Origin of the sequence: Arthrobacter sp. ISL-5 (assembly GCF_018613835.1) — a bacterium.
GTDB lineage: Bacteria > Actinomycetota > Actinomycetes > Actinomycetales > Micrococcaceae > Arthrobacter.
Genome location: NZ_JAGGPM010000040.1, coordinates 1 through 24,143, shown reverse-complemented (window position 1 = coordinate 24,143; position 24,143 = coordinate 1). Strand labels below are relative to the sequence as shown.

Genomic DNA, 24,143 nt, shown 5'->3' with positions numbered 1-24,143 from the left:
GGTGAGGGGCCCCCGGCCTTTTGTTGTGGCGGGAGCGCCTTAGGCGGCGAAGCCGTCGGCGATGTCCAGTACCTCGTCCAGGATTGCAAGGCCAGCTTCGGTGTCGGCCACGCTGGTGTTGCAGGGAGGCACCACATGGATGCGGTTGAAGTTGGCGAACGGGAGCAGCCCACGCGATTTGCACGCCGCCACGAGTTCGTTCATCTCGGGGCTGGAGGCGCCGTAGGGAGCCAGAGGTTCACGCGTCGTGCGGTCCCTGACCAGCTCGATCGCCCAGAACACGCCCGTTCCACGAACCTCTCCGACGGAGCGGTGCCGTTCGGCAAAGCCGCGGAGGGCGGGCCCGATCACTGTCTCGCCCAGCAACGCGGCGTGCTGGACGATTCCTTCCTTCTCCATCGCGTTGATGGTGGCCACGGCGGCGGCGGTGGCCAGAGGGTGGCCCGAGTACGTCAGCCCTCCGGGGTAGGCGCGCTTCCCGAACGTGGCCGCGATCTGGGGGCTGATGGCCACGCCGCCCAGCGGAACGTAGCCGGAGTTGACGCCCTTCGCGAAGGTCAGCAGGTCCGGCACGACATCAAAATGCTCGACGGCGAACCACTTGCCCGTGCGCCCGAACCCGGCCATGACCTCGTCCGCGATGAAGACGATGCCGTGCTTGGTGCACAGCTCGCGGACGCCCTGGAGATACCCGGGCGGAGGCATGTAGATGCCGGCCGTTCCGGGCACGGATTCGAGGATGAGCGCGGCGATGGTGGACGGTCCCTCGAGGCTGATCAGCTGCTCCAGGTGTTCGAGGGCGCGCTGGCTTTCCTCCTCCTCCGTGGCGGAGTGGAACGCCGTGCGGTACAGGTACGGCGGGAAGAAGTGGACCGTGCCGGTGCTCGCCGTGTCGCTGGGCCAACGGCGGGGATCGCCCGTGATGTTGATGGCCAGCTGGGTGCCGCCGTGGTAAGAGCGGTAGGCCGAGAGGACCTTCTGGCGGCCGGTGTGCAGCCTGGCCATGCGCACGGCATGCTCGTTGGCGTCGGCTCCGCCGTTGGTGAAGAAGATCCGGTCCAGCTCGCCGGGCGTACGCTCGGCGATGAGCCGGGCCGCCTCCGAGCGGGCGCCGTTGACGTAGCTCGGGGCGATGGTGCACAGCTTCGCGGCCTGGGCAGCGATCGCGGCGACGACGGCGGGGTGCTGGTGGCCGATGTTGGTGTTGACCAGCTGCGAGGAGAAGTCGAGGTACTTGTTGCCCTCCCCGTCCCACACGTGGGAGCCCTCCGCGGCGGTGATGACCATCGGGTCGAGCAGGTCCTGCGCGGACCAGGAGTGGAAGACGTGTTTGCGGTCCAGCTCGTAGGCGCGGCGGGCGGCGTCGGCGTCGTCCTGCAGGGACAGGATGCCGCTTTCAATCGTGGAAGTCATGCTGGGTCCTTTCGAACGAACGCCGGTCAGGCGTTCTGCGGGAAGCCGAGGTTGATGCCGCCGTGGCTGGGATCGAGCCAGCGGGAGGTTACGGCCTTGCCGCGGGTGAAGAAGCCGACACCTTCGGTGCCGTGGGCATGGGTGTCGCCGAACAGGGAGTTCTTCCAGCCGCCGAACGAGTAGTAGGCCATCGGGACGGGGACCGGGACGTTGATGCCCACCATGCCAACCTCCACTTCATTCTCGAAGCGGCGGGCCGCTCCGCCGTCGTTAGTGAAGATCGCGGTGCCGTTGCCGTACGGATTGTTGTTGATCAGTTCCAGGGCCTGGTCGTAGGTGTCCACGCGGACCACTGACAGGACCGGGCCGAAGATCTCGTCCGTGTAGATGGAAATATCCGGCGTGACATTGTCGAAGAGGGTGGGACCGACGAAGAAGCCTTCGCCCTCGGCGTCCGGGGAGATGTTGCGGCCGTCGACGACGATCGTGGCACCGGCCGCTTCGCCGGCGTCCACATAGCCTGCCACCTTGTCGCGGTGCTGGGCGGTGACGAGCGGGCCCATGTCGCAGCCACGCAGGCCGTCGCCGGTGCGGAGCGAGTTGGCGCGCTGGGCGATCTTCGCCACGAGTTCGTCGGCGATGTCGCCAACGGCCAGGAGGGCGGAGATCGCCATGCAGCGTTCGCCGGCCGATCCGAAGCCGGCGTTGACGGCGGCGTCCGCGGCGAGGTCGAGGTCGGCGTCGGGCAGGACGATCATGTGGTTCTTCGCGCCGCCGAGCGCCTGGACGCGCTTCCCGTTGGCCGTGGCGGTCTGGTAGACGTACTTGGCGATCGGCGTGGAGCCGACGAAGGAAACGGCCTTGACGTCCGGGTGGGTGAGGAGGGCGTCCACGGCCACTTTGTCGCCGTGCAGGACGTTGAAGACGCCGTCCGGCAGTCCCGCTTCCTTCCAGAGCTCGGCCATCCAGTTGACGGCCGTGGGATCCTTTTCGCTCGGCTTGATGATCACCGTGTTGCCGGCGGCGATGGCGAGCGGGAAGAACCACATGGGCACCATCGCCGGGAAGTTGAACGGGCTGATGATGGCAACGGGGCCGAGGGCCTGGCGGATGGAATGGACGTCCACCTGGGTGGAGGCGTTTTCGGTGTAGCTGCCCTTGAGCAGGTGCGGGATGCCGCACGCGAACTCGACCACTTCCTGGCCGCGGGTCACTTCGCCCAGTGCATCGTCCAGGACCTTGCCGTGCTCGGAGGTGATGATGGCGGCGAGCTCGTCCTTGCGGGAGTTGAGCAGCTCGCGGAACGCGAAGAGGACCTGCGTGCGGCGGGCGAGGGACGTGTCCCGCCAGGCCGGGAAGGCGGCCTTGGCGGCGGCGATGGCGGCGTTGCTGTCCTCGGTGCTGGCCAGGGCCACCCGGGCGGTGACCTTGCCGGTGGCCGGATTGGTGACGGGGGCCGTGCGCTCTCCAGCCGGAACGTAGGTGCCGTTAATCCAGTGCTCGACGGTGTTCAAGGAATCTCCTCAGGGGTGGTGGCTTGTGGTCGCTTCTTGCGCTGCGTCCAGTCTGTCCGTGCGGGACGGGGGCCATAAGGGGCGATATGTAAAGAAAAACGTGATCGCCGTTACACTGTGTAAATGCTGCCGACCCTCCGCACCATCCTGGGCCTTCCCGTAATCCGCGACGCCTCGCCGCAGATCCTGGGCGGCGCGGACGCTTCTGATGCCGCTGACGGCGCAGGGCCGGACGCACGCGCCGCACGGCTGGACACCCCTGTGCGCTGGGTGCACGTCAGCGAATTGCTGGACATCTCCGGCCTGCTGTCCGGCGGCGAACTGGTGCTGACCACCGGACTGCAGCTGGAAAAGGAACCGGAAGTCACGGCGTCGTTTGTCAGGTCCCTAGAGGAAGCATCAGCTGCCGGACTGATCGTGGAACTGGTCGGGGAACGGGGCCGCAGCCTGGCCGCGCTGCAGGCGGCGGCGAAGTCATGCACGCTGCCGGTGATCGTGGTGGAGCGCAGGGTTCGCTTCGTCGAGGTCACCGAGGTGGTGCACCGGATGATCGTGGCGGAACAGCTCGAACGCGTGGAACGCGCCCGCGACGTCCACGAGGCCTTCACGGTGCTGAGCCTGGAAAGTGCCGGCACCGAGCGCGTGGTGGAGCAGGCTGCCGGGATGATCGGCGCGCCCGTGGTGCTGGAGGACCTGTCCCACCTGGTCCTTGCCTACTCGGCGCAGGGCCTTGCCACCACCGAGCTGCTAGACGACTGGGAGCGCCGGTCCCGGACCACACCTTCCCCCGCCCGGACAGCGCGCACCGGCCCGGAGAACTGGCTGCAGGTTGCCGTGGGTGTCCGTGAGCAGGTGTGGGGGCGGCTGGTCCTTCCGGTGATGTCCGGCGACGACGAAACGGCAGCCATGGTGCTGGAGCGCGCGGCGCAGACCCTCGCCATCAACCGCCTCGCCGAGCGGGACAGGAGCGAACTCAGCCAGCAGGCGCAGGCCGGGCTGCTCAACGCGCTGCGCCAGCCGCGGGGGCTCAGCGAGGCGGAGGCCCTGGCGCGTGCCGGAGCCCTGGGGCTGAAGCGATCGCCCGTCTACGTGCCGGTGGTGTACCGCACCGGTGCTTCCTCGCCGGCGGCGGCACCCGATGCGGCTCAGTCCCGTGATCCGCTCGCCGGCCAGCAGGAGGAACGCGCCCTGCTGGAAGTGCTTGCCAAGGTGGTCAAGTCCACGGCCGGCAGCGCGCTGACGGCCAGCATCCACTCCGGTTCGGTGGGGATGATCCTCGCCCTTCCGGCCAAGCAGCTTGAGGACGCAACACTGCAGCGGCTGGCTGACGCCCTGACCGTGCAGGCGGGCGGTCCTATGCAGGCGAACGACGGCGGCACGCAAGTGAAGAACGACGGCGTGACCCGGCTGGCGGGGGCAGCGGTCCCGGCCTGGACCATCGGCGTCGGACGCCCGCGGACCTCCCTGTTGGAGGCGGCGGCGGGCATCGATGAGGCCGCCCACGTCGCGGAGACAGCGGCGACGCTGCGGGGGGCCCGTAAGCCGTTCTACCGTGCCACCGACGTCCGTCTCCGGGGACTGCTGGCCCTCCTGCGCAACGATCCGCGCGTACAGCAGTTCGTGGAGTCCGAGCTGGAAGGCATCCTGCAGGCCGAGGCCCAGGGCAGGGGCGGGCACCTGGACCTGCTCGGCCAGTACCTCGAATCCGGCGGCAACAAGGCGGCCCTGGCGCGGAGCGGCTACTTGAGCCGGCCCACGCTGTACGCCCGGCTGGCGCGGCTCGAGGAACTCCTGGCCGTGGACCTTGACGACGCCGAGTCCCGGACCTCCCTGCATGTGGCCCTCCTGCTGCACCGGCTTCGGACGCTCTGAACCGACCCGGACGCTCTAAGCCGACCAACCTGGAAAGACCAACCGCGGCTACTGCCGCAGAATGCGAACACTGACGGATGGCTAAGCCCTTTACCCTGACCCAGCTGCGGTATTTTGCGGTGGTAGCGGAGCTCGAGAACATGACGGCGGCCGCCGACCGGCTGCTCGTCACCCAGTCCACCCTGTCCACCGCCATGGCCCAGCTTGAGGCCAGCCTGTCCACCCAGCTGTTCGTGCGGCTCAGGACCCGCGGCCTGCGCCTCACACCGTCCGGCCGGCAGCTTGCCCAGGACATCAAGGTGCTGCTGGAACACGCCGACTCGCTCTACGAGTCAGCCCGCGGCCTGGCGGCCAGCCTGGTGGGTGAGCTCAAAGTGGGCGTGTTCGCGCCGCTGGCGCCCTTCAGGCTTCCGGCGATCCTCCAGACGTTCGAGGTGCAGCACCCGGGCGTCGAGGTCTCCTTCCTCGAAGCCGACCTCGCCAGCCTCCAGACGGCACTGCTGGAAGGCCAGTGCGACGTAGCGCTGACGTACGGCCTCGGCCTGGGGCGCGGCTTCACGTACCAGGTGCTGGAACGCGTCCCGCCGCACGTGCTGGTCCATGCCGAGCATCCCGCCGCGGCGCGGCCCGAGAAGACCATTTCACTCAGGGAGCTCGACGGCGAACCGTCAGTGGTGCTGGACCTGCCGCACAGCCGGGAGTACTTCGAGCAGCTCTATGTCATTGCGGGGGTGGTGCCCAACGTCCGGCACCGTTTCGCCGGATACGAGACCGTCCGGTCATTTGTGGCGAAGGGCCACGGATACGCACTGCTGAACCAGCGGCTCCACAGCGACATGACCTACTCCGGGGGCAAGGTTGTGGCGCTGACCCTGACGGATAACTTCCCGCCCATCGAGGTGATGCTGGTCCGGCCCGAGGGCGTGCAGCCGACGCGGCGAGCCTTGGCGTTTGAGGAGACCTGCATCCGCCTCTACGGGGCGTCGCGTAACTGACCGCCGCGGCCGGATACTGACGCTGCCCAGATAATTGGCATCGACAAAATCAATCGGTTCCTCAAAAACAATCAATTGGACAGATGTGAACGGGATCACACACAGTTGATGCAACCGGGTGGATCCGGGGATCCTCCAGCGGCGAATACCCCGCAAACACGGCTCCGGCCGTAACCCCCAAAGCGAGCTGACCATGTTGATCAAAGGAGATTCAATGGTTCCGAATCACACACAATGTGTCCGAAGCATGTCCGGGCAGGTGCATCGCAGCAACAGCGCGGCAATGTCCGTCGAAATTTCTTCAACCGGCCGTAACGCGGCATCGGGCACCGGAAACACGGCGAACCTAGCGTGGCTGTCATGACCATCAACGACATCAAGAACCAGCCACAGCCGGCCGCGGAGCCGGGCATCAACACTTCAACCACTGCCGGCGCGGGCACTGCGACCCTCGAGAAGGGCACCGTCCGCCCCGGCACCACCAGGATGCAGAAGCGGGTCCTCGTCGGCGGAAGCATCGGCCAGTTCATCGAGTTCTACGACTTCACCCTCTACGGCCTCACGGCCGTGATCTTCTCGCAACTGTTCTTCCCCGGCAGCAACCCGGTCGCCGCCATGCTGGCCACCTTCGCCACGTTCGGCGTCGCGTTCGTGGTCCGCCCCATCGGAGGACTGTTCTTCGGCGCGCTCGGAGACAGGATCGGCCGCCGCCGCGTCCTGACCATCACCCTGATTGCCATCGGCGGCGCGACCGCCCTGATGGGGCTCCTCCCCACCTACGGCCAGATCGGCGCCTGGGCCCCTGCGCTCCTGGTGCTCTGCCGCCTCATCCAGGGCTTCTCGGCAGGCGGTGAGTCCGTGGGTGCGCCGTCATTCGTCTTCGAGCACGCCCCGGTCAGCCGACGCGGTTTCTGGCTCAACATCACCATCGCCGCCACCGCCCTGCCCTCAGTGGTTGCCGGGACCATGATCCTGGTCCTCAGCCAGTCGATGCCCAACGAAGCCTTCATGGCGTGGGGCTGGCGCCTGCCGTTCCTGCTCGCGCTGCCGCTGGCACTCTTCGGCGTCTGGATCCGCAGCCGCACGGTGGAAAGCGATGCGTTCAACGAGGCCAAGGCCGCACGGACCAAGGAGTTCAGCCCCGTCCGCGAGGCCTTCCGGGAGAACCGGCTCCGCATGGTGCAGGTCATCTTCGTCATGGGCCTCACGGCCATGGGCTTCTACTTCCTCTCGGCCTACTTCGTCTCCTACGTGCAGACCACCGGCCATCTCAGCCGCGAGCAGTCGCTCCTGGTGAACGCCGCAGCACTGGCCCTCTACGCCATCCTCCTTCCGATCGGCGGCCGCCTCGGGGACCGCTTCGGCCGCAAGCCCATGCTCATCGCCGGCTCCCTCGCCCTCGCGGTGCTGTCCGTCCCCAGCTTCATGCTGGTCACCAGCGGCAGCCTGCCCCTGGCCCTGCTGGGACAGTCCCTGTTCGTGGTGGCGCTCTGCATCTACGGCGGCGGCTGCTACACCTTCTTCGTCGAGATCTTCACCACCCGCACCCGCTTCACGTCTGCGGCCATCAGCTACAACGGCGCCTACGCGCTCTTCGGCGGCACCGCCCCGTTCATCGGCACCGCCCTCGTCGGAGGAACCGGAGTAGCGCATGCGCCGGGCTTCTACATGGCGGCCGCTGCCGCCGTCGTGCTTCTCCTGGTGCTGTTCACCAAGGTGCCCGAGACCCGCGGGCGCATGGGCTAAGCCCCGCCCGCCCCTCTTTACCGCAAGACACAAAGGACTTCCCATGAATTCAGCAGCTTTCCTCTCCGACTTCCACCACGTGGCCACCATCGGCGCCACGCCCAACAACGGCGTTGACCGCCAGGCGGCCACGGCCGAGGACGCGCAGACGCGCGACTGGTTCGCCGCCTGGGTGCACGACGCCGGGTGGGAACTCCGCGTGGACGGCATCGGCAACATGTTCGGGCTGCTGGAGTGGACTCCCGGCGCGCCCTACGTGCTGATCGGATCGCACCTGGACAGCCAGCCGCTGGGCGGCCGCTTCGACGGCGCCTACGGCGTGATCGCCGCGATGCACGCGGCGCGCCGGCTGGCTGCCGACGTTGCGGAGGGCGGCGAAGTGCCCCGCTTCAACCTTGCGGTGGTGAACTGGTTCAACGAGGAGGGCGGCAGGTTCGCGCCGAGCATCATGGGAAGTTCGGTCTTCGCCGGCCTGCTGGAGCGGGAGCGGATGCTCGACGTCCGGGACCTGCAGGGGGTCACCGTCCGCGAAGCCCTGGACGGCATCGGATACCTGGGCACCGCCGCGGGCCCGGACGTGGCGGGCTACGCGGAGATCCACATTGAGCAGGGCCGGATCCTGGAGCGGGAAGGCATCAACATCGGCCTGGTGGACAGCAGCTGGTACACGCAGAAGCTGGACATCGAGGTGCTGGGGGAACAGTCGCACACGGGCGCCACCGCCATGGCGGACAGGCATGACGCCCTGGTGGCGGCGTCCAAGATCATCCTGATGGTGCACGACGTCACCGGCGACTTCGAGGACGAGGCACTGGTTTCCTCCGTGGGCCAGCTGACCCTGGAACCGAACTCCCCGATCGTGGTGGCGCGCCGGGTGCACCTCGTGGCGGACCTGCGTTCGGGCGATCCGGAGATCGTCAAAGCCGCCCGGGCCACCCTGCTGGAGCAGATCGACGTGCTGGCGCGCGAGCACGACATCAAGGTCAACGTGAAGGACTTCGACATCCGGCCCATCCGCCGCTTCCCCGAGGCCGGCCTGGAACTCGCGGACAAGGTGGCGGCCAACCTCGGCCTCTCCGCCCGCAGAATACAGACCATGGCAGGGCACGACTCCGTCGCGATGAACACGGTGGCACCGTCCGTCATGCTGTTCATCCCCAGCGTGGACGGCGTATCGCACTGCGAGCGTGAATTCACCACCGACGCCGACATGGTGGCGGGCGTGGACATGCTGACCGGTGTGGCGAGGGAGCTGGTTGCCGGAGCCCTGGCATGACCGAGCTGCACTACCTCGACGCCGCCACGGCGCTGCGGCTCTTCCGCACCCGCGAGCTTTCCCCGGTGGAGCTCATGGACGCCGTGATTGCGCGCACGGAGGCGGTCAACGGGGAAATCAACGCCCTGACGGAGACACTCTTCGAAGAAGCGCTGCCCGCAGCCCGGCTGGCGGCGGCCAAATACGCCCGAGGCCGGGACATTACACCGCTGCTTGGCCTGCCCGTGGCTGCCAAGGAAAAGCACGGGCTCAAAGGCCGGTCCCTCTCGCAGGGACTCGTGGCCAGGAAGGACGAGCTGGCGTCCGCCGATCACCCGGTGATCGAGCGGATCAGGCGCGCAGGCGGCATCATCCACGCCCGCACCACCACCCCCGAATACAGCTGCGCGACCGTCACCCACAGTCCGCTCTGGGGAGTGACCCGGAACCCGTGGAACCCGGAGCTTTCCCCCGGGGGCTCCTCCGGCGGGTCCGGGGCCGCCCTGGCCGCCGGTCTGGCGCCGTTGGCCACCGCGTCTGACATCGCCGGATCAACCCGGCTGCCGGCGTCGTTCACGGGAACTGTCGGCTTCAAGGCGCCCTACGGGAGGATCCCCGGACTGGCACCGCTCTCCGCCGACCACTACCGCGGGGACGGGCCGATGGCCCGAACGGTCGCTGACACTGCCCTGCTGGCGGACGTCATGGCGGGCCGGCACCCGGGCGACCACACCTCGCTCGCGGATTCGCCCGGGCTTGCGGTCCCCGGACTGGAAACGCCCGACGGCGGGGCTTCCGTCGCGGGGATGAGCATCGCCCTGTGCATCCGGCTGGGGAACTATCCGGTAGCGCCCGACATCGAGGCCAACACGCGCGCCGCGGCGTCAGCGTTGCGGGACGCCGGAGCCGTGGTGGAGGAAATCGAGCTGCCGTGGACCACGGAGTCCATCAGCCGCACCATCTTCACGCACTTCGGCTACCTGCTGGGCCCGGCCATGGAGGATGAGACCGCCGGTTCGGCCGAACTCCTTGCCCCGTACACGCGCCGGTTCATGGCGGACGCCCGGCGGGCCGCGGAGGAGAACCGCTACCTGGATGGTGTCCGGGCCGAGACCCGCCTGCAGGCCGAGCTGGCCGCCGCCATGGAGGGCTTCGATGCCCTGGTATGTCCCGCGTCGGCCGTCCCGGCGCTGGACGCAGAGGGCACGTACCTGGACGGGATCGGCGCCGGCGCGAACCACCTGGAGCACTACTGGCAGGGGCACATGACGGCGCCGTTCAACATCGCCAACCGCTGCCCGGTGCTGGCCGTGCCCAGCGGAATGGCCGATTGCGGCATCCCCACGGGTGTCCAGATTGTGGGCCACCCGTTTGACGATCCCACGGTGTTCCGAGTGGGGGCGGCCCTGGAGACTGTCCTGCCCTGGGCCGCACGGCGGCCGGAAATCCTGGCCATGGCCTAAGGGCCCTGCCCCTTGCCGGGGCAGGGCCCGGCCGGCCGCCGTGGGAAGATGGACGGCGTGGCCCATATTGACGTTTCCGGCATCGACTACTTCCTCTCCGACGGCACCCAGTTGCTGAACGGGGTGACGTTCAAGGTCCCGGACGGCACCAAAACGGCGCTCATCGGGCCGAACGGCACCGGCAAGACCACCCTGTTTCGCATCATCGCCGGCGACCTCACCCCCGACGAGGGCGTCATCGGCCGCTCCGGGAACATGGGCATCATGCGCCAGTTCGTCGGGCAGGTGCGGGACGAGTCCACCGTCAAGGACCTCCTGGTGTCGGCCGCGCCTCCCGCTTTGGCGGCCGCTGCCCGCGCCGTCGACGACGCGGAACTCGCCATGATGGAGCACGACGACGAACCCACCCAGATGCGGTACGCCCAGGCGATCGTGGACTGGGGAGATGCCGGCGGCTACGACGTCGAGACCGTCTGGGACGAAGTCTGCATGGCCGCGCTGGGACTGCCGTTTGACCGCGCGCAGCACCGCCCGGCGTCGAGCCTTTCCGGCGGCGAGCAGAAGCGGCTGGTGCTGGAGGCGCTGTTCGCCGGCCCCGACGAGCTGCTGCTGCTGGACGAACCGGACAACTATCTCGACGTGCCGGGCAAGCGCTGGCTGGAAGGCAAGCTCAACGACTCAAAGAAGACCGTGTTCTTCATCAGCCACGACCGCGAGCTGCTGAACAATGCCGCGGGCCGCATCGTCACCCTTGAACCGGGCATCAACGGGGCCGGTGCCTGGATCCACGGCGGCGGCTTCGGCTCCTACGTGGAGGCCCGGGCCGACCGCAACGCCCGCTTCGAGGAGCTGCGCAAACGCTGGGACGAGGAGCACGTGAAGCTCAAGGAACTCGTCAACATGTACAAGAACAAGGCGGCGTTCCGGTCTGACATGGCCAACCGGTACCACGCCGCCCAGACCCGGCTGGCCAAGTTCCTGGAAATCGGGCCCCCGGAGGCGCTGCCCATCGAGCAGAACGTGCGGATGCGGCTCAAGGGCGGGCGGACGGCCAAGCGCGCCATCGTGGCTGAGAAGCTGGAACTCACCGGGCTCATGAAGCCGTTCTCCACCGAGGTGTGGTTCGGGGACCGCGTGGGCGTGCTGGGTTCCAACGGCTCCGGAAAATCCCACTTCCTGCGCCTGCTCGCCACCGGGGGCACCGATCCGGAACGCGAGCACCTGCCGGTGTCCGACGTCGAAATCGCCGAAGTGCCGCACGAGGGGACCGTGAAACTCGGCGCCCGCATCCGCCCCGGATTCTTTGCGCAGACGCACGTCCGCCCCGACCTGCTGAACCGCACTCTCCTGGACATCCTGCACCGCGGCGACGAGCACCGCTCCGGCCTGGGCCGCGAGGCCGCCGCCGGCGCACTGGACGGCTACGGGCTGGCGGGACAGTCGGAGCAGAAGTACGAATCCCTGTCCGGCGGCCAGCAGGCCCGCTTCCAGATCCTGCTGCTGCAGCTGTCCGGGGCCACGCTGCTGCTGCTCGACGAGCCCACCGACAACCTGGACCTGCATTCCGCCGAGGCGCTGGAGCGGGCGATCGACCACTTCGAGGGAACCGTCCTGGCCGTCACGCACGACCGCTGGTTTGCCCGGACCTTCGACCGCTTCCTGGTGTTCGGCTCCGACGGCAGGGTGTACGAGTCCGCCGAGCCCGTGTGGGACGAGAAACGCGTCGAACGCGCCCGCTAACCAGGACGCTCTCTCACTTCCTGCACGTTCTGCGCCAACGCTCTCTCACTTCCTGCACCTTCTGCGCCAACGCTCGCTCACCCGGTGAGAGAGCGTTGGGGTTTCGGCAGACCAACCTGCGAGGCATCGATAGAGTTGTCGGATGACGACCACCCAGCAGCTAGCCAACCGCCAGGTTTCCGCCGCAGCGGTGGCAACCTTCATCATTTTCGGCGCCAACGGCCTGGTGTTTGCCAGCTGGGCCGCCCGGATTCCGGCCGTCACGGAGATCCTGCACATATCGTCCGGCCAGATGGGGACGCTTCTGCTGTGCACGGCAGTCGGTTCGCTGATCGCCCTGCCCACCGCTGGGCTGGTGATCAACCGGATCGGCACGGCCAACAGCGTCCGCGCCAGCGGATTCCTGGCCGCGCTGGCGGGCGTGGGCATCGCGGTTGCGCTGCTTGCGGAGTCCGTCCCGGCCACGGCGGCGGCGCTCTTCTTCTTCGGGATGGGCATCGGGCTATGGGACGTGTCCCAGAACGTCGAAGGGGCCGACGTCGAGCACCGGCTCCGCCGGACCGTCATGCCCAAGTTCCACGCGGCGTTCAGCGGCGGGGCATTTGTCGGCGCCCTCATCGGCGCCGGGCTGTCCGGCATTAGCGTGGGGCTGCCCCAGCACCTGCTCGTCATCGCCGCCGTCGTGGCCGTGCTGACCTTCGTCACGCCGCGCTACTTCCTGCCGCATGCCGTCCCCCAGCAGCCTGCCGCCGGCGAGCCCACGCCCGACCGCGGCCCGTCCGCCTGGCGCGACGGCCGCACGCTCCTGATCGGCGTAGTGGTGCTTGGCGCCACGCTGACCGAAGGCGCAGGCAATGACTGGATCGCCAAGGCGGCGGTGGACGGCCTCGGAACCTCTGAATCCACCGGTGCCCTGCTCTTCGCACTGTTCGTCCTGGCCATGACCGGGATGCGCTTCTTTGGCGGCGCTTCCATTGACAGGTACGGACGGGTGGCCGTGCTGCGCGCGAGCATGGCCGCAGCAGCCGCCGGCCTGGGGCTGTTCGTCTTCGCGGGCAACATCTGGCTTGCGGCCGTCGGAGCCGCGCTGTGGGGAGTCGGGGCGGCCCTCGCATTCCCCATGGGAATGTCGGCTGCGGCAGACGACCCCAAGCACGCGGCCGCGAGGGTCTCGGTGGTCTCCACCATCGGCTATGTGGCCTTCCTTGCCGGGCCCCCGCTGCTCGGCTATCTGGGTGACCTGACGGGGATCCACCTGGCGCTCCTCGCGATCGTGGTGCCGATCCTGGTTGCCCTGGTGCTCGCCGGCGCCGCCAAGCCGCTGCCCGGCTGGAAATAACCCGTCAGTAGGGATTCAGGGCTGCACACGGCCCCCTCGCGGTACACGGAATCTCCGTGTCCCGCGGGCTACCCGGCGGTAGTGTGGGGAAATGCGAAGAATGCTGCGGAGGGGGCCCGGCTGGGTGGCGGGGCTGGACCGAACGCTGATGCGCGCCATCTCTGCCTTTCCGGGCGGGCACCATGACACCTTCTTCCGCCGGCTCTCGGCCGCCGCCAACAAGGGCAAACTCTGGTTCGGAGTGGCCGCCCTGGCGGCGGCCGTTCCCGGCCGCACCAGGCGCGCTGCGGTTCACGGACTGCTTGCCCAAGGCGTTGCTTCCGCCGTGACCAACCTTGTTTTCAAAACCCTGCTTCCCCGCACCAGGCCCCTGCCGGAACACCTGCCCGTGTTCCGCTTCGTGAACCCGCAGCCGACCAGCTCGTCGATGCCGTCCGGCCATTCCGCGTCGGCCGTTGCCTTCGCCCTCGGGGCTGGCTTTGTCCAGCCCGTCCTGGGCGTGGCCGTAGCGCCGGTTGCTGCCGGCGTTGCATACTCCAGAGTGCATACAGGGGCGCACTGGCCAACCGACGTGCTCTTCGGCTCGGCGATAGGGGCCGCGGCAGCCCTCGTGACGAGGAAATGGTGGCCGGTCCGGCCGCCCTTTCCGCCTATCACGCGGTGCCGGGTCGGGGCGGCAGAAGTCCCCCGCGGTGACGGTCTCAGCATCGCCGTGAACACCCTGGGCGGGTCCTTCACGGAGGAAACCTCGGCCGCGCTGCTGGAGGTATTCCCGCTCGCGCATATAACGGCCATTGCGCCGGATCAGGACGTTGCCTCGCTGGTGGAGGCCGCCGCCACGAGGCCCGGCACGCGGGCGCTGGGCGTGTGGGGCGGTGACGGAACTGTGGGCACCGCCGCTGCAGCCGCCGTCGCACATGACCTTCCGTTGCTGGTGCTCGCTGGCGGAACCCTGAACCATTTCGCCCGGGATGCCGGGACACCCTCCATCATCGAGGCGGTAGCGGCCGCGGCGAAGGGCGAGGCGGCACTGGCGGACGTGGGTGTGGTCGCGGTGGAGCGCGGGCTCGCCGATGATCCGGAAAGAGTGGAGCGCATCATGCTCAACACCGCCAGCATTGGGCTGTACCCCAATCTCGTGCGGCGCCGCGATCACCTGCAGCCCGCACTCGGCAAACCGCTGGCCGGCGTGGTGGCGATGTTCCGGACGTTCGCGGTGGAGAAACCCATCACCCTGACTGTGGACGGCGTGCGCCACAAGCTGTGGATCATGTACCTCGGCCGGGGCCGCCACTACCCCCGTGACCACGCCCCGCTGATCCGTCCGGTGCTGGACGACGGCGTGCTGGACGTCCGGATGATCACCGCGGACGAATCCTTCGCCCGCCTCCGCATGCTCTGGTCAGTGCTGACCGGCACCGTGGCAACGTCCAAAATCACCCACCTGAACGAGGCCACGCGCGTGCGGGTTGAGTCCGATGCGGGGCCGCTGGTGCTCGCCGTGGACGGTGAAGCCATGCCGGGAGTGCGGGCCGCGGAATTCACGCTGAAGCGCGGCGCGCTCCGGTACTACTCCCCGCACAGCGAAGGCTGACCTCAGGTGTCTCATCCGATGGGATGACGGGGGCTACCCTGATTCGCCCCTGAATCATCCCTGAGACCGGCGAATTCGGGAGTCCGCATCGGTAGCGTGGAACGTGCACACGAGACAGCATCCCGCAGCTACGCAAAGGAACGCTTCCATGATCGAGGCACAAGGCCTGACGAAGGTCTACGGCGACAAAACCGCCGTCGGCGGCGTCAACTTCACTGTCCAAGCCGGCCAGGTCACTGGCTTCCTGGGCCCCAACGGGGCCGGCAAATCAACCACCATGCGCATGATCATGGGACTGGATACGCCGACGGCGGGAACGGTCACCGTGAACGGCGAACCGTTCGCCCGCCACGTGGCGCCGCTCCGTGAGATCGGGGCGCTGCTGGACGCGAAAGCCGTCCACACGAGCCGCTCCGCCTACAACCACCTGCTGGCCATGGCAGCCACGCACAGCATCCCTAAGAAGCGCGTCCACGAGGTCATTGAGATGACCGGCCTGGCGGACGTCGCCCGGAAGAAGGTCAAGGGCTTCTCCCTCGGCATGGGGCAGCGGCTGGGCATTGCCGCCGCGCTCCTGGGCGATCCGCAGACCATCATCCTTGACGAGCCCGTCAACGGACTGGATCCGGAAGGCGTCGTCTGGGTGCGCAACCTGGTCAAATTCCTGGCCTCGGAGGGCCGCACCGTTTTCCTGTCCAGCCACCTCATGAGCGAGATGGCACTGACCGCGGACCACCTGATCGTGATCGGCCGCGGCAAGATCATCGCCGATGCCCCCATCAAGGACATCATCACCGGCAAGGGGCAGAGCCGCACGCGCGTCCGCACGGACCGGCCCGACCAGCTCATGCATGCCCTCGCCGGAGCCGGTGTTTCCGTTGAAGTGCAGGACTACGAATTGCTGGAGGTCAAGGGCCTCGATCCGCGCCAGATTGCGCGGACGGCCCTCGACCACCAGGTCATGGTCTACGAGCTCACCCCGCTCCAGGCCAGCCTTGAAGAGGCGTACATGGAGCTCACCAAGGATGAGGTCGAATACCACTCGCTGATCACCACGGGAGCCCCTGTTCCCGCCCAGTCCGGAGGCAACCAGTCATGAGCTCAACAACATTGGATTCCACCCCTTCCCGCCGCGGTGCGCACACCGCAAACGGTGCGGACTCCGGCGGCGCCGGCCGCCCTGCCGGCGCGGGCATCGGCCCAGGACCCACTTTCCTCCGGGTCCTGAACTCCGAATTCATCAAGTTCCGCACGCTGCTGTCCACCCTGATCCTCCTCGCCTCCACGGCCGTGGTCATGGTGGGGTTCGGCGCGCTGTCAGCCTGGGGAACGGGGCAGTTCGCGGACGCGGCAGCCTCCGACCCGCAGGCGGCTGAAGCCATGGCCGCCCAAGGCGGTGACCTCGCGGTGACAGTTCCCACGTCCGGCATTGCCTTCGCGCAGCTGATCCTGGGGTCCCTGGGCGTGCTGCTGATGAGCTCGGAGTTCACCACCGGAATGGCCCGTTCCACGTTTGCTGCGGTCCCGAAGCGGATCCCGGCTTTCATCGCCAAGCTCGTCGTGGTCATGGTCAGCGCCTTTGTCCTGACGGCCGTGTCCACCTATGTGGCCGGACTGGTGTCGGTGCCGATCCTGGACAACTACGGCCTCAAACTGGACCTGGGCAGCTCGCAGTCGGTCAAGCTGCTGCTCGTCAACAGCGCCTACGTGGCCGCCGTGGCAGCGATCGGCATGGCGCTCGGGACCCTCATCCGCAACTCGGCCGGGGGCATCATGAGCCTCGTGGGCATGTTCTTCGTGGCGCCCATTGCCTTCCAGCTGATCCCGGGCGATTTCTTCGTGGAAGCCCGCAAGTACCTGCCCGGCAACACCATCAACCCCCTGACTGCCGTGGAACACGTCCCGGACACCCTCGAAGTCTGGCAGGCCGCCCTGGTGCTGGGCGCCTGGGTGCTGGTGCCGGTGGTCCTGGCCATGGTGCTGCTCAAGAAGCGCGACGTGTAGTCCGGAACATCCGTTTAGGCTCAACCCATGAGTGAAGCTGTTTCCGTGAAGGACGCGCCAGCCGGCCCGGCTGACGCGTCCTTCGCCGAGATCGCCGCCCGGCGGCGCGGCCGTGTCCGCCGGTATCTGCATGGGCACCCACGGGTGATGGATGCGGTGGTGGTGGCCTGCTATGCCCTGCTGGTGACGCCCACGACAGTGGACGCCGTGACGGCCGGGGGCTGGGCGGCACCCGCGCTGCTCGCAGGCGCCGCGCTTGCCCTGATTTTCCGGCGGCGGTATCCCGTCCCCGTGGTGGGCGTCATTGCGGCGGTGGAGGTGGCGGTCACCCTGCTGCATCCGTGGGGCTCCAACGTTTCGGCGGGGCTGTGGTTCTCGCTGTACGCAGTTGCCGTGGTGCATACCCGGCGCTTCGCCCTGGTCACGCTGGCCCTCGCGACGGCGCCGCTGGCGCTGCTGTACTTCTTCGCGGCGGTGGGCCCCCTGGAGCGGGAACTTCCGGCCTCCGCGGCGTCTCCGGAGGAATTCCAGCTCCTCTCGAGCATTGCGGCGGGCGTCAGCATCGCGCTCTCCAACGTCATTGCCACCGGAATCGGGATCTCGGTGCGTCAGCGCAGGGAGCACGAGCAGGAGATCGCGGCCTGGGCGGCCCAGGCCGCGCGGCTCGGCTCCGTCAACGAACGGAACCGGATAGCGCGGGAGATGCACGACGTCGTGGCGCATTCCCTGACCGTGATGGTCACGCTGTCGGACGGGGCCGCCGTCGTGGTCCGGAAGGATCCGGAACGAGCCGCGGAAGTGCTGGCGGAGCTGTCCCGGACCGGGCGGACGGCCTTGGCGGACATGCGCCGCGTGCTGGGCGTCCTTCGTGATGACACGGCCGCCGGACAGGCGCCCCGCGAGCCGCTGGCGGCCGGGGACAGTCTCGCCAAGCTCCTCGACGGCTTCCGCACGGCGGGCCTGCCGGTCCACTACTCGCACACGGGACCGGCGCTGCCGGAGGACGCCGCCTTCCAGCTCACCGTGTACCGGATCGTGCAGGAGTCACTCACCAATGTCCTGCGCTACGGCCGGGCGCTGAGCCGGGTGGACGTCCTGGTGGTCCGGGACGATTCCACCGTCACGATTGAAGTGATCGACGACGGCAGAGGCACCGCCGAGGGCGCCGTTGGCGCCGGACCGCCCGGCACCGCCACGCTCGGCACTGGGCAGGGCCTGCCGGGGATGAAGGAGCGCGCCGGAATCTACGGCGGTACCGTGGAGGCAGGCCGTGCCGTCAACGGCGGTTGGCGTGTGCGGGCTGTGCTGCAACTGAACGGCAACAAGGGGGACGAATGAACGATGCAGGACGAATCCGTGTGCTGCTGGTGGATGACCAGCCGCTGCTTCGAATGGGCTTCCGGCTGATCCTGGAGGGCGAAGACGACCTTGAAGTGGTCGGCGAGGCGTCCGACGGGGCCGAGGCGGTTGGCAGGGTGCGCGAGCTCACCCCGGACGTGGTCCTCATGGACGTCCGGATGCCGGTCCTCGACGGCATCGAGGCGACCCGCGCCATCACCGCCTCGGGCTCCGGCTCGCGGATCATCATCCTGACCACCTTCGACCTCGACGAGTACGCCTTCGCCGGGCTGCAGGCAGGGGCGTCGGCCTTCCTGCTCAAGGATGTGGCCCCCGCCGACCTGGTCCGGGCCGTCAGGGTGGTGGCCAGCGGCGACGCCGTCGTGGCCCCCCGCATCACCCGGCGCCTGCTGGAAACGTACGTCCGGGGCAACGGCTCGCCCGCGCCTGGTGCGCCGTCCGCTTCGCCGGCCCACCGTGATCCGCTGCTGGAGGACCTCACCCCGCGGGAGACCGAAATGCTGGAGGCGATGTCCGAGGGACTGTCCAACGCGGAGATTGCGCACAGGTACTTCCTCTCGGAGGCCACGGTGAAGACCCACGTCCGGCGGATCCTCACCAAGCTGCATCTCCGGGACCGGGTCCAGGCCGTGGTGTACGCCTACGAGACCGGCCTGGTGACGCCCAGCAACCCCGACTACTGACCCCGATTACTGGACCGGATTACTGACCGGCCCGTGCACAGGCTACGCACAGGATTGCCCTATGCAGGCCATAGCTGGCTGGAGTTTCATGGATCCATGACTCCTTCACCCCGCACCCCCGGCCGGCAGCAGGCCCCGCAGGAACCGCACCCCAACCACGACCGCGGCCTTGAGTTCGACCTCTCGACGCTCATGACCCGCCGCTCCCTGGGCATGTTCCTTGGGGCCGGCACGGCGGCTGCCGCCCTGGCGGCATGCACGCCGGGCGGTACCTCCGGTTCCGCCGCCACCACCGGAACGCCGTCGTCCGCGTCGGCAGGATCGACGGCGACGGCCGCGACGACGGCGCCCGCGGCGTCCGCCACCGCGTCCCCCACCGTGACCCGGGCGATCGCCGAGTGCGGCGTGGAGATCCCGCAGGAAACGGCCGGGCCCTACCCGGGCGACGGGTCCAACGGTCCGAACGTCCTCGAGGCGTCCGGCGTGGTGCGGCAGGACATCACGTCCAGCTTCGGCACATCAACCACGAAGGTCGACGGCGTGCCGCTGACCGTCACGCTGACCCTGCTCGACAACGCCAACGGCTGTGTTCCGCTGGCCGGCGCCGCCGTCTACGCCTGGCACTGTGACCGGGACGGAAAATACTCGCTGTACGATTCCGGGCTGGAAAACGAGAACTACCTCCGCGGCGTGCAGGAGGCGGACGCCAACGGCCAGGTCACCTTCAAGACCATCTACCCGGGTGCCTACAACGGCCGCTGGCCGCACATCCACTTCGAAGTCTTCGAATCCATGAACAACGCCACCGCGGCCGGGCAGGTCCTGGCGGTCTCGCAGATCGCACTGACCGACGCCGCCTGCAAGGAGGTCTATGCCTCCTCCGGGTACGAGACCAGCGCCCGGAACTTCCCCAACACCACCCTGAAGTCGGACAACGTCTTCGGCGACGACGGCGGCATCTACCAGCTGGCCACCATGTCCGGTTCCGTAGCTGGCGGCTACACGGCAGGCCTCAACGTCACCGTCTAGGGCAGCGCTAGACTCGGAGCCATGCCTCTCCACACCTCTGCCGCAGACCACATCCGGGACCTGGGCGACTATGTCAGCGCCTCGCCGTCGAGCTTTCACGCCGCTCACGAAGGCGCCCGGAGGTTGGAGGAGGCCGGTTTCACCGGCCTGGACGAGCTGCAGCCCTGGGATGCCGCCGCGGGCAAGTACTACGTGATCCGCGACGGCGCGCTGATCGCTTGGGTGACGCCGGAAGGCGCGGGCCCCACCACGGGCTTCAACATCCTGGGCGCCCACACGGATTCGCCGTCCTTCAAACTCAAACCCAAGCCGACGACGGGCAAGTTCGGCTGGCTGCAGGCCGGCGTGGAAGTCTACGGCGGGCCCCTGCTGAACTCCTGGCTGGACCGCGAACTGCAGCTCGCGGGGCGCCTCGTCATGCTCGACGGCACCCAGCACCTCACGGCCACCGGCCCGCTCCTGCGCTTTCCGCAGCTGGCCATCCACCTGGACCGTGCGGTGAACGAGGGCCTCACCCTGGATAAGCAACAGCACATGAACCCCGTGTTCGGGCTCGGTGATCCCGCCGGTGAGGACCTCCTTGGACTGCTGGCCGAGCGGGTGTCCGGCAACGGCGACGGTCCGGGACGCGGCGCCGCCGCGGGCGCAGAGCCGGTAGATCCGGAACAGATCGGCGGGTACGACGTCGTCATTGCGGACACGCAGCGGCCTGCGGTTTTCGGGGCGAAGAGCGAGTTTTTCGCGTCCGGGCGGCTGGACAACCTTTCGGCCACGCACGCCGGACTGGCGGCCCTGGTCGCGCACGCGGGTGCGGCAGGCTCAACCAGCGGGGCGGGCCACAGCACAGGGCCGGCGCCGATCGCCGTGCTGGCAGCGTTCGACCATGAGGAAATCGGTTCGGCGTCGCGCTCGGGGGCCTGCGGGCCCGTGCTCGAAGACGTCCTGGTCCGCATTTCTGACGGGCTGGGCGCGTCGGCGAGCCAGCGGCGCCAGGCGTTTGCGGCGTCGTTCTGTGTCTCTGCCGATGCCGGTCACGCCGTCCACCCCAACTACGCGGAGCGGCACGACCCCGTCAACCGTCCCGTTCTCAACGGCGGTCCGCTGCTGAAAATCAATGCCAACCAGCGCTATGCCACGGATGCCGCGGGGGCGGCGCTCTGGGCCCGGCTGTGCGGCGAGGCCGGAGTCCCCTATCAGGAGTTCGTGTCCAACAATGTGATGCCCTGCGGCTCCACCATCGGACCGCTGACCGCTACCCGGCTGGGCATCCGGACCGTGGACGTGGGCGTGCCCCTGCTGTCCATGCACTCCGCCAGGGAGCTGTGCGGCGTGGAGGACCCGCACCGCCTTGCCCGGGTCACGGAGCTGTTCTTCGGGACGCCCGCGGGGCTGTAACCGGCGCGAACGAACATTTCAGCCCCGTTACAGAATTGCCTTCCGAACAACATTTGATGCCTCAAAGTGTTGTCAGCTGGGAGGATGCCTGTTTTCGCGGCCGGTAAACTGTGTCATTGCACAGCCCGGTCCGACCGGTGGCTCCCTTAGTGTGAAACGCACATGTGGTCCGCGGCACACGCACCCCAATGCCGGCCCGCCCCCATGCCAAGACCTGAAATCAACAAGAGGACGGCGCATCCATGCCCGCTGACCAGCAACTCTCGAAATCCCTGAAACCCCGGCACCTGTCCATGATCGCCATCGCGGGCGTCATCGGCGCAGGGCTGTTTGTGGGCTCCGGCGCCGCAATCCAGCAGGCAGGCCCGGGCATCCTGCTGGCGTACATGGCCGCGGGAATCGTGGTCATCCTGGTGATGCGGATGCTGGGCGAAATGGCCGCCGCCAATCCCGAGACCGGATCCTTCTCCACGTACGCCGACAAGGCACTGGGACGCTGGGCGGGCTTCAGCATCGGCTGGCTCTACGCGTGGTTCTGGATCATCGTGCTGGGCATCGAGGCGACCGCCGGCGCGGCCATCATGCACCGCTGGGTGCCGGGCATCGACCAGTGGATCTGGGCCCTGGTGCTCATGGTGCTGCTCACGCTGACCAACCTCGGCTCGGTGAAGTCCTACGGTGAGTTCGAGTTCTGGTTCGCCTCCATCAAGGTCGCCGCGATCGTCCTGTTCCTCATTTTCGGCGTGGCGGCGATCCTGGGCCTGGTCCCGGGTGTTCCGGCCCCGGGCATCAGCAACCTGATCGAGAACGGCGGCTTCCTGCCGAACGGCCCGGGAGCCGTGCTGGCGGGCATCCTCGTGGTGGTCTTTTCCTTCTTCGGCGCCGAAATCGCCACCATCGCCGCAGGCGAATCCGAAAACCCCGTGGACGCCGTGAAGAAGGCCGTGAAGTCCACGGTCTGGCGCATCCTCGTCTTCTACATCGGTTCCATCGCCATCGTGGTCACTCTCCTGCCGTGGAACTCCGCCAACGTCGCCAAGAGCCCGTATGTTGCCGTCATCGAACTGTTCGGCATTCCGGGCGCCGGCACCATCATGGACATCGTGGTGCTCACCTCGGTGCTGTCCTGCCTGAACTCCGGCCTCTACACGGCCAGCCGCATGCTCTTCTCACTCTCCCGCCGCGGTGACGCGCCCAAGTCCTGGACGAAGATTTCCAAGCGCGGCGTTCCGGCTTCGGCCGTGCTGGCCTCCACGGTGGTCGGCTTCATCACCGTCGGGCTGAACTACATTGCCCCGGACACGGTCTTCCTGTTCCTGGTGAACACGTCCGGCGCCATCGCCCTGTTCGTCTGGCTGGTGATCGCCGCGTCACAGCTGATCCTGCGCCGCCGCATGGGTGCTGCCGCCAAGGACCTTGCGCTGAAGATGTGGCTGTTCCCCTACCTGACCTGGCTGTCGATCGGCAGCATCGTCGCCCTCATCATCGGCATGATGATCCTGGAATCCACCCGTGAATCGCTGTTGCTGTCCGTCGCGCTGGCCGCCATCGTGGTGGGTATCGGCCTGTGGCGCTACCGCAAGGGCGGCGCGGAGCCGGTCCCGGCCGGCACTGCCGTTCCCGAAGCTGAAGGCGTCGGCGCGGGGATCGGACCGGCGTCGTAAATTCGTCGCCGCTGTCTGCCCCACAATGAAACCGCCGGTCCGGCGGGCCGCCTTGGCCCGCCCGACCGGCGGTTGTCGTAGCCGGGGACAGTCTGCGACTGCTGAGTCCGGCGCGGCTCAGCCCTGGCGCGGGGCGAACATGATCACGGCCACGCCGATCAGGCACACGGCGGCACCGACGAGGTCCCAGCGGTCCGGCCGGAAGCCGTCCAGGACCATGCCCCACGCCAGTGAGCCCGCGATGAAGACCCCGCCGTAGGCGGCCAGCACGCGGCCGAAATTCGCGTCGGGCTGAAAGGCGGCCACAAAGCCGTAGATCCCCAGGGCCACCACGCCCAGCCCGGCCCACCACCAGGCCCGGTCCTCGCGCACCGACTGCCAGATCAGCCAGGCGCCGCCAATTTCTGCGGCGGCGGCCAGTGCGAAAAGCACTACCGATTTCAGAATCGTCATGACTCCAGTATTTCGTCCGGCCGGAGTTATCCACAGCGCCGCGTCACATGACTGGATCCGCGGCTGTTTTCCCCCTAGATTCGCCGCGTCACTCAGAGTCCGACAGACAATCCACGGAGCTGGAGCCCGAGGGCTGCCCCTTCTACATGTTTGCCTTCGGTGACGTCAGGAACGTGAAGTGGTCAGTTGACTCCGAACCGGACTAGTACTACAGTCGCGTTTATTTCAGCTTCGAGCGTTTTCTGTAGTGGTGCCGACGGGCGTTGTGCTGGTGTTTTCGGCGCCAGCTTGAGCGGTCCAGGACGTGGCCTGGGTCCGGGATGCATGACCAGGCCAGACGCGTGATGAGGTGCCGGATCTCGGGCAGGGAGAGCGCTACGAGGCCGTCCGGTCCGGTTCCTGGGCCCCTTTTTTGGCCTTGACGGCGGTGAGGAAGGCGTGGGCGAGCATGGCCAGGGTGACATGGCGGTACCAGCCGGTGTACTGGCGGACTTGGTAGTGGTCGAGCCCGGCCTCGCCCTTGGCGGTCTGGAAGGTTTCTTCGATCGACCAGCGCACCCCGGCGATCGAAGCGAGGTGGCCAATTGGACGCGCTTGGGGGTGTGGGAGATGAAATATGCGATCT

The 24,143-nt window shown here is 68.0% G+C and carries 18 protein-coding genes and 1 pseudogene; 15 read left to right on the top strand and 4 right to left on the bottom strand.

Features of this window, described 5'->3' with window-relative positions:
• Positions 1 to 39: 39 nt before the first annotated feature.
• Together J7I89_RS20680 and J7I89_RS20675 are read right to left on the bottom strand one after the other, a co-directional pair.
• A complete protein-coding gene (locus tag J7I89_RS20680) occupies positions 40 to 1,413 on the bottom strand; it encodes an aspartate aminotransferase family protein (protein WP_214974189.1) in 1,374 nt (457 codons plus the stop codon).
• 26 nt (positions 1,414 to 1,439) lie between these two features.
• On the bottom strand, positions 1,440 to 2,927 hold the full coding sequence (locus J7I89_RS20675; protein ID WP_214974187.1) for a CoA-acylating methylmalonate-semialdehyde dehydrogenase: 1,488 nt from the start codon (positions 2,925 to 2,927) through the stop codon (positions 1,440 to 1,442).
• Positions 2,928 to 3,050: 123 nt separating this feature from the next.
• On the opposite strand from J7I89_RS20675, the gene J7I89_RS20670 reads away from it, so the two are divergent.
• The 15 genes from J7I89_RS20670 to J7I89_RS20600 all read left to right on the top strand — a co-directional run bounded on the left by J7I89_RS20670 (position 3,051) and on the right by J7I89_RS20600 (position 23,065).
• Positions 3,051 to 4,799, top strand: coding sequence for a PucR family transcriptional regulator (locus J7I89_RS20670; RefSeq protein ID WP_214974185.1), 1,749 nt, complete (start codon positions 3,051 to 3,053; stop codon positions 4,797 to 4,799).
• Positions 4,800 to 4,876: 77 nt separating this feature from the next.
• Positions 4,877 to 5,794, top strand: coding sequence for a LysR family transcriptional regulator (locus J7I89_RS20665; RefSeq protein WP_214974183.1), 918 nt, complete (start codon positions 4,877 to 4,879; stop codon positions 5,792 to 5,794).
• Between the two features lie 360 nt (positions 5,795 to 6,154).
• On the top strand, positions 6,155 to 7,540 hold the full coding sequence (locus J7I89_RS20660; protein ID WP_251045654.1) for an MFS transporter: 1,386 nt from the start codon (positions 6,155 to 6,157) through the stop codon (positions 7,538 to 7,540).
• Between the two features lie 43 nt (positions 7,541 to 7,583).
• Complete coding sequence (locus J7I89_RS20655; RefSeq protein ID WP_214974181.1) at positions 7,584 to 8,816, top strand: M20 family metallo-hydrolase; 1,233 nt, start codon at positions 7,584 to 7,586, stop codon at positions 8,814 to 8,816.
• A complete protein-coding gene (locus tag J7I89_RS20650) occupies positions 8,813 to 10,258 on the top strand; it encodes an amidase (protein WP_214974174.1) in 1,446 nt (481 codons plus the stop codon). Before J7I89_RS20655 ends, J7I89_RS20650 begins: the two co-directional genes overlap by 4 nt.
• 57 nt (positions 10,259 to 10,315) lie before the next feature.
• Positions 10,316 to 11,998 (top strand): ABC-F family ATP-binding cassette domain-containing protein, encoded by a 1,683-nt coding sequence (locus J7I89_RS20645; protein WP_214974173.1) that lies wholly within the window; start codon positions 10,316 to 10,318, stop codon positions 11,996 to 11,998.
• A 142-nt stretch (positions 11,999 to 12,140) separates the two neighbouring features.
• Positions 12,141 to 13,337: an MFS transporter gene (locus J7I89_RS20640; protein WP_214974171.1), complete on the top strand. Its 1,197-nt coding sequence runs from the start codon at positions 12,141 to 12,143 to the stop codon at positions 13,335 to 13,337.
• A 91-nt stretch (positions 13,338 to 13,428) separates the two neighbouring features.
• A complete protein-coding gene (locus tag J7I89_RS20635; RefSeq protein ID WP_214974169.1) occupies positions 13,429 to 14,931 on the top strand; it encodes a bifunctional phosphatase PAP2/diacylglycerol kinase family protein in 1,503 nt (500 codons plus the stop codon).
• Positions 14,932 to 15,079: 148 nt separating this feature from the next.
• A complete protein-coding gene (locus J7I89_RS20630) occupies positions 15,080 to 16,030 on the top strand; it encodes an ABC transporter ATP-binding protein (protein WP_214974160.1) in 951 nt (316 codons plus the stop codon).
• The gene (locus J7I89_RS20625; RefSeq protein ID WP_214974153.1) at positions 16,027 to 16,935 is read left to right on the top strand and encodes an ABC transporter permease; all 909 of its coding nucleotides are present in this window, start codon (positions 16,027 to 16,029) and stop codon (positions 16,933 to 16,935) included. Before J7I89_RS20630 ends, J7I89_RS20625 begins: the two co-directional genes overlap by 4 nt.
• A gap of 27 nt (positions 16,936 to 16,962) precedes the next feature.
• The gene (locus J7I89_RS20620; protein ID WP_214974151.1) at positions 16,963 to 18,273 is read left to right on the top strand and encodes a sensor histidine kinase; all 1,311 of its coding nucleotides are present in this window, start codon (positions 16,963 to 16,965) and stop codon (positions 18,271 to 18,273) included.
• Complete coding sequence (locus tag J7I89_RS20615; RefSeq protein ID WP_214974149.1) at positions 18,270 to 18,977, top strand: response regulator transcription factor; 708 nt, start codon at positions 18,270 to 18,272, stop codon at positions 18,975 to 18,977. Before J7I89_RS20620 ends, J7I89_RS20615 begins: the two co-directional genes overlap by 4 nt.
• A gap of 96 nt (positions 18,978 to 19,073) precedes the next feature.
• Positions 19,074 to 20,006 carry an intradiol ring-cleavage dioxygenase gene (locus J7I89_RS20610; protein WP_214974147.1) on the top strand — a complete coding sequence of 311 codons (933 nt, stop codon included), beginning with the start codon at positions 19,074 to 19,076 and terminating at the stop codon, positions 20,004 to 20,006.
• 21 nt (positions 20,007 to 20,027) lie between these two features.
• Positions 20,028 to 21,401: a M18 family aminopeptidase gene (locus J7I89_RS20605; RefSeq protein ID WP_214974145.1), complete on the top strand. Its 1,374-nt coding sequence runs from the start codon at positions 20,028 to 20,030 to the stop codon at positions 21,399 to 21,401.
• Positions 21,402 to 21,643: 242 nt separating this feature from the next.
• Complete coding sequence (locus J7I89_RS20600) at positions 21,644 to 23,065, top strand: amino acid permease (RefSeq protein ID WP_214974143.1); 1,422 nt, start codon at positions 21,644 to 21,646, stop codon at positions 23,063 to 23,065.
• Between the two features lie 117 nt (positions 23,066 to 23,182).
• Here the strand turns inward: J7I89_RS20600 and J7I89_RS20595 are convergent, their stop codons facing one another.
• Both J7I89_RS20595 and J7I89_RS20590 read right to left on the bottom strand, forming a co-directional pair.
• Entirely contained in the window at positions 23,183 to 23,518 is a 336-nt protein-coding gene (locus J7I89_RS20595) for a YnfA family protein (protein WP_214974141.1), read from the bottom strand.
• Positions 23,519 to 23,893: 375 nt separating this feature from the next.
• Positions 23,894 to 24,143, bottom strand: a pseudogene (locus tag J7I89_RS20590) (IS701 family transposase); the annotation flags it as partial.

What these genes read in the sequence shown, in the direction of transcription:
- J7I89_RS20600 (WP_214974143.1), top strand. Translation starts at nt 21,644, where the DNA reads ATGCCCGCTGACCAGCAACTCTCGAAATCCCTGAAACCCCGGCACCTG.
- J7I89_RS20625 (WP_214974153.1), top strand. Translation starts at nt 16,027, where the DNA reads ATGAGCTCAACAACATTGGATTCCACCCCTTCCCGCCGCGGTGCGCAC.
- J7I89_RS20605 (WP_214974145.1), top strand. Translation starts at nt 20,028, where the DNA reads ATGCCTCTCCACACCTCTGCCGCAGACCACATCCGGGACCTGGGCGAC.
- J7I89_RS20655 (WP_214974181.1), top strand. Translation starts at nt 7,584, where the DNA reads ATGAATTCAGCAGCTTTCCTCTCCGACTTCCACCACGTGGCCACCATC.
- J7I89_RS20665 (WP_214974183.1), top strand. Translation starts at nt 4,877, where the DNA reads ATGGCTAAGCCCTTTACCCTGACCCAGCTGCGGTATTTTGCGGTGGTA.
- J7I89_RS20595 (WP_214974141.1), bottom strand. Translation starts at nt 23,518, where the DNA reads ATGACGATTCTGAAATCGGTAGTGCTTTTCGCACTGGCCGCCGCCGCA.
- J7I89_RS20650 (WP_214974174.1), top strand. Translation starts at nt 8,813, where the DNA reads ATGACCGAGCTGCACTACCTCGACGCCGCCACGGCGCTGCGGCTCTTC.
- J7I89_RS20610 (WP_214974147.1), top strand. Translation starts at nt 19,074, where the DNA reads ATGACTCCTTCACCCCGCACCCCCGGCCGGCAGCAGGCCCCGCAGGAA.
- J7I89_RS20635 (WP_214974169.1), top strand. Translation starts at nt 13,429, where the DNA reads ATGCGAAGAATGCTGCGGAGGGGGCCCGGCTGGGTGGCGGGGCTGGAC.
- J7I89_RS20660 (WP_251045654.1), top strand. Translation starts at nt 6,155, where the DNA reads ATGACCATCAACGACATCAAGAACCAGCCACAGCCGGCCGCGGAGCCG.
- J7I89_RS20620 (WP_214974151.1), top strand. Translation starts at nt 16,963, where the DNA reads ATGAGTGAAGCTGTTTCCGTGAAGGACGCGCCAGCCGGCCCGGCTGAC.
- J7I89_RS20670 (WP_214974185.1), top strand. Translation starts at nt 3,051, where the DNA reads ATGCTGCCGACCCTCCGCACCATCCTGGGCCTTCCCGTAATCCGCGAC.
- J7I89_RS20615 (WP_214974149.1), top strand. Translation starts at nt 18,270, where the DNA reads ATGAACGATGCAGGACGAATCCGTGTGCTGCTGGTGGATGACCAGCCG.
- J7I89_RS20630 (WP_214974160.1), top strand. Translation starts at nt 15,080, where the DNA reads ATGATCGAGGCACAAGGCCTGACGAAGGTCTACGGCGACAAAACCGCC.
- J7I89_RS20640 (WP_214974171.1), top strand. Translation starts at nt 12,141, where the DNA reads ATGACGACCACCCAGCAGCTAGCCAACCGCCAGGTTTCCGCCGCAGCG.
- J7I89_RS20680 (WP_214974189.1), bottom strand. Translation starts at nt 1,413, where the DNA reads ATGACTTCCACGATTGAAAGCGGCATCCTGTCCCTGCAGGACGACGCC.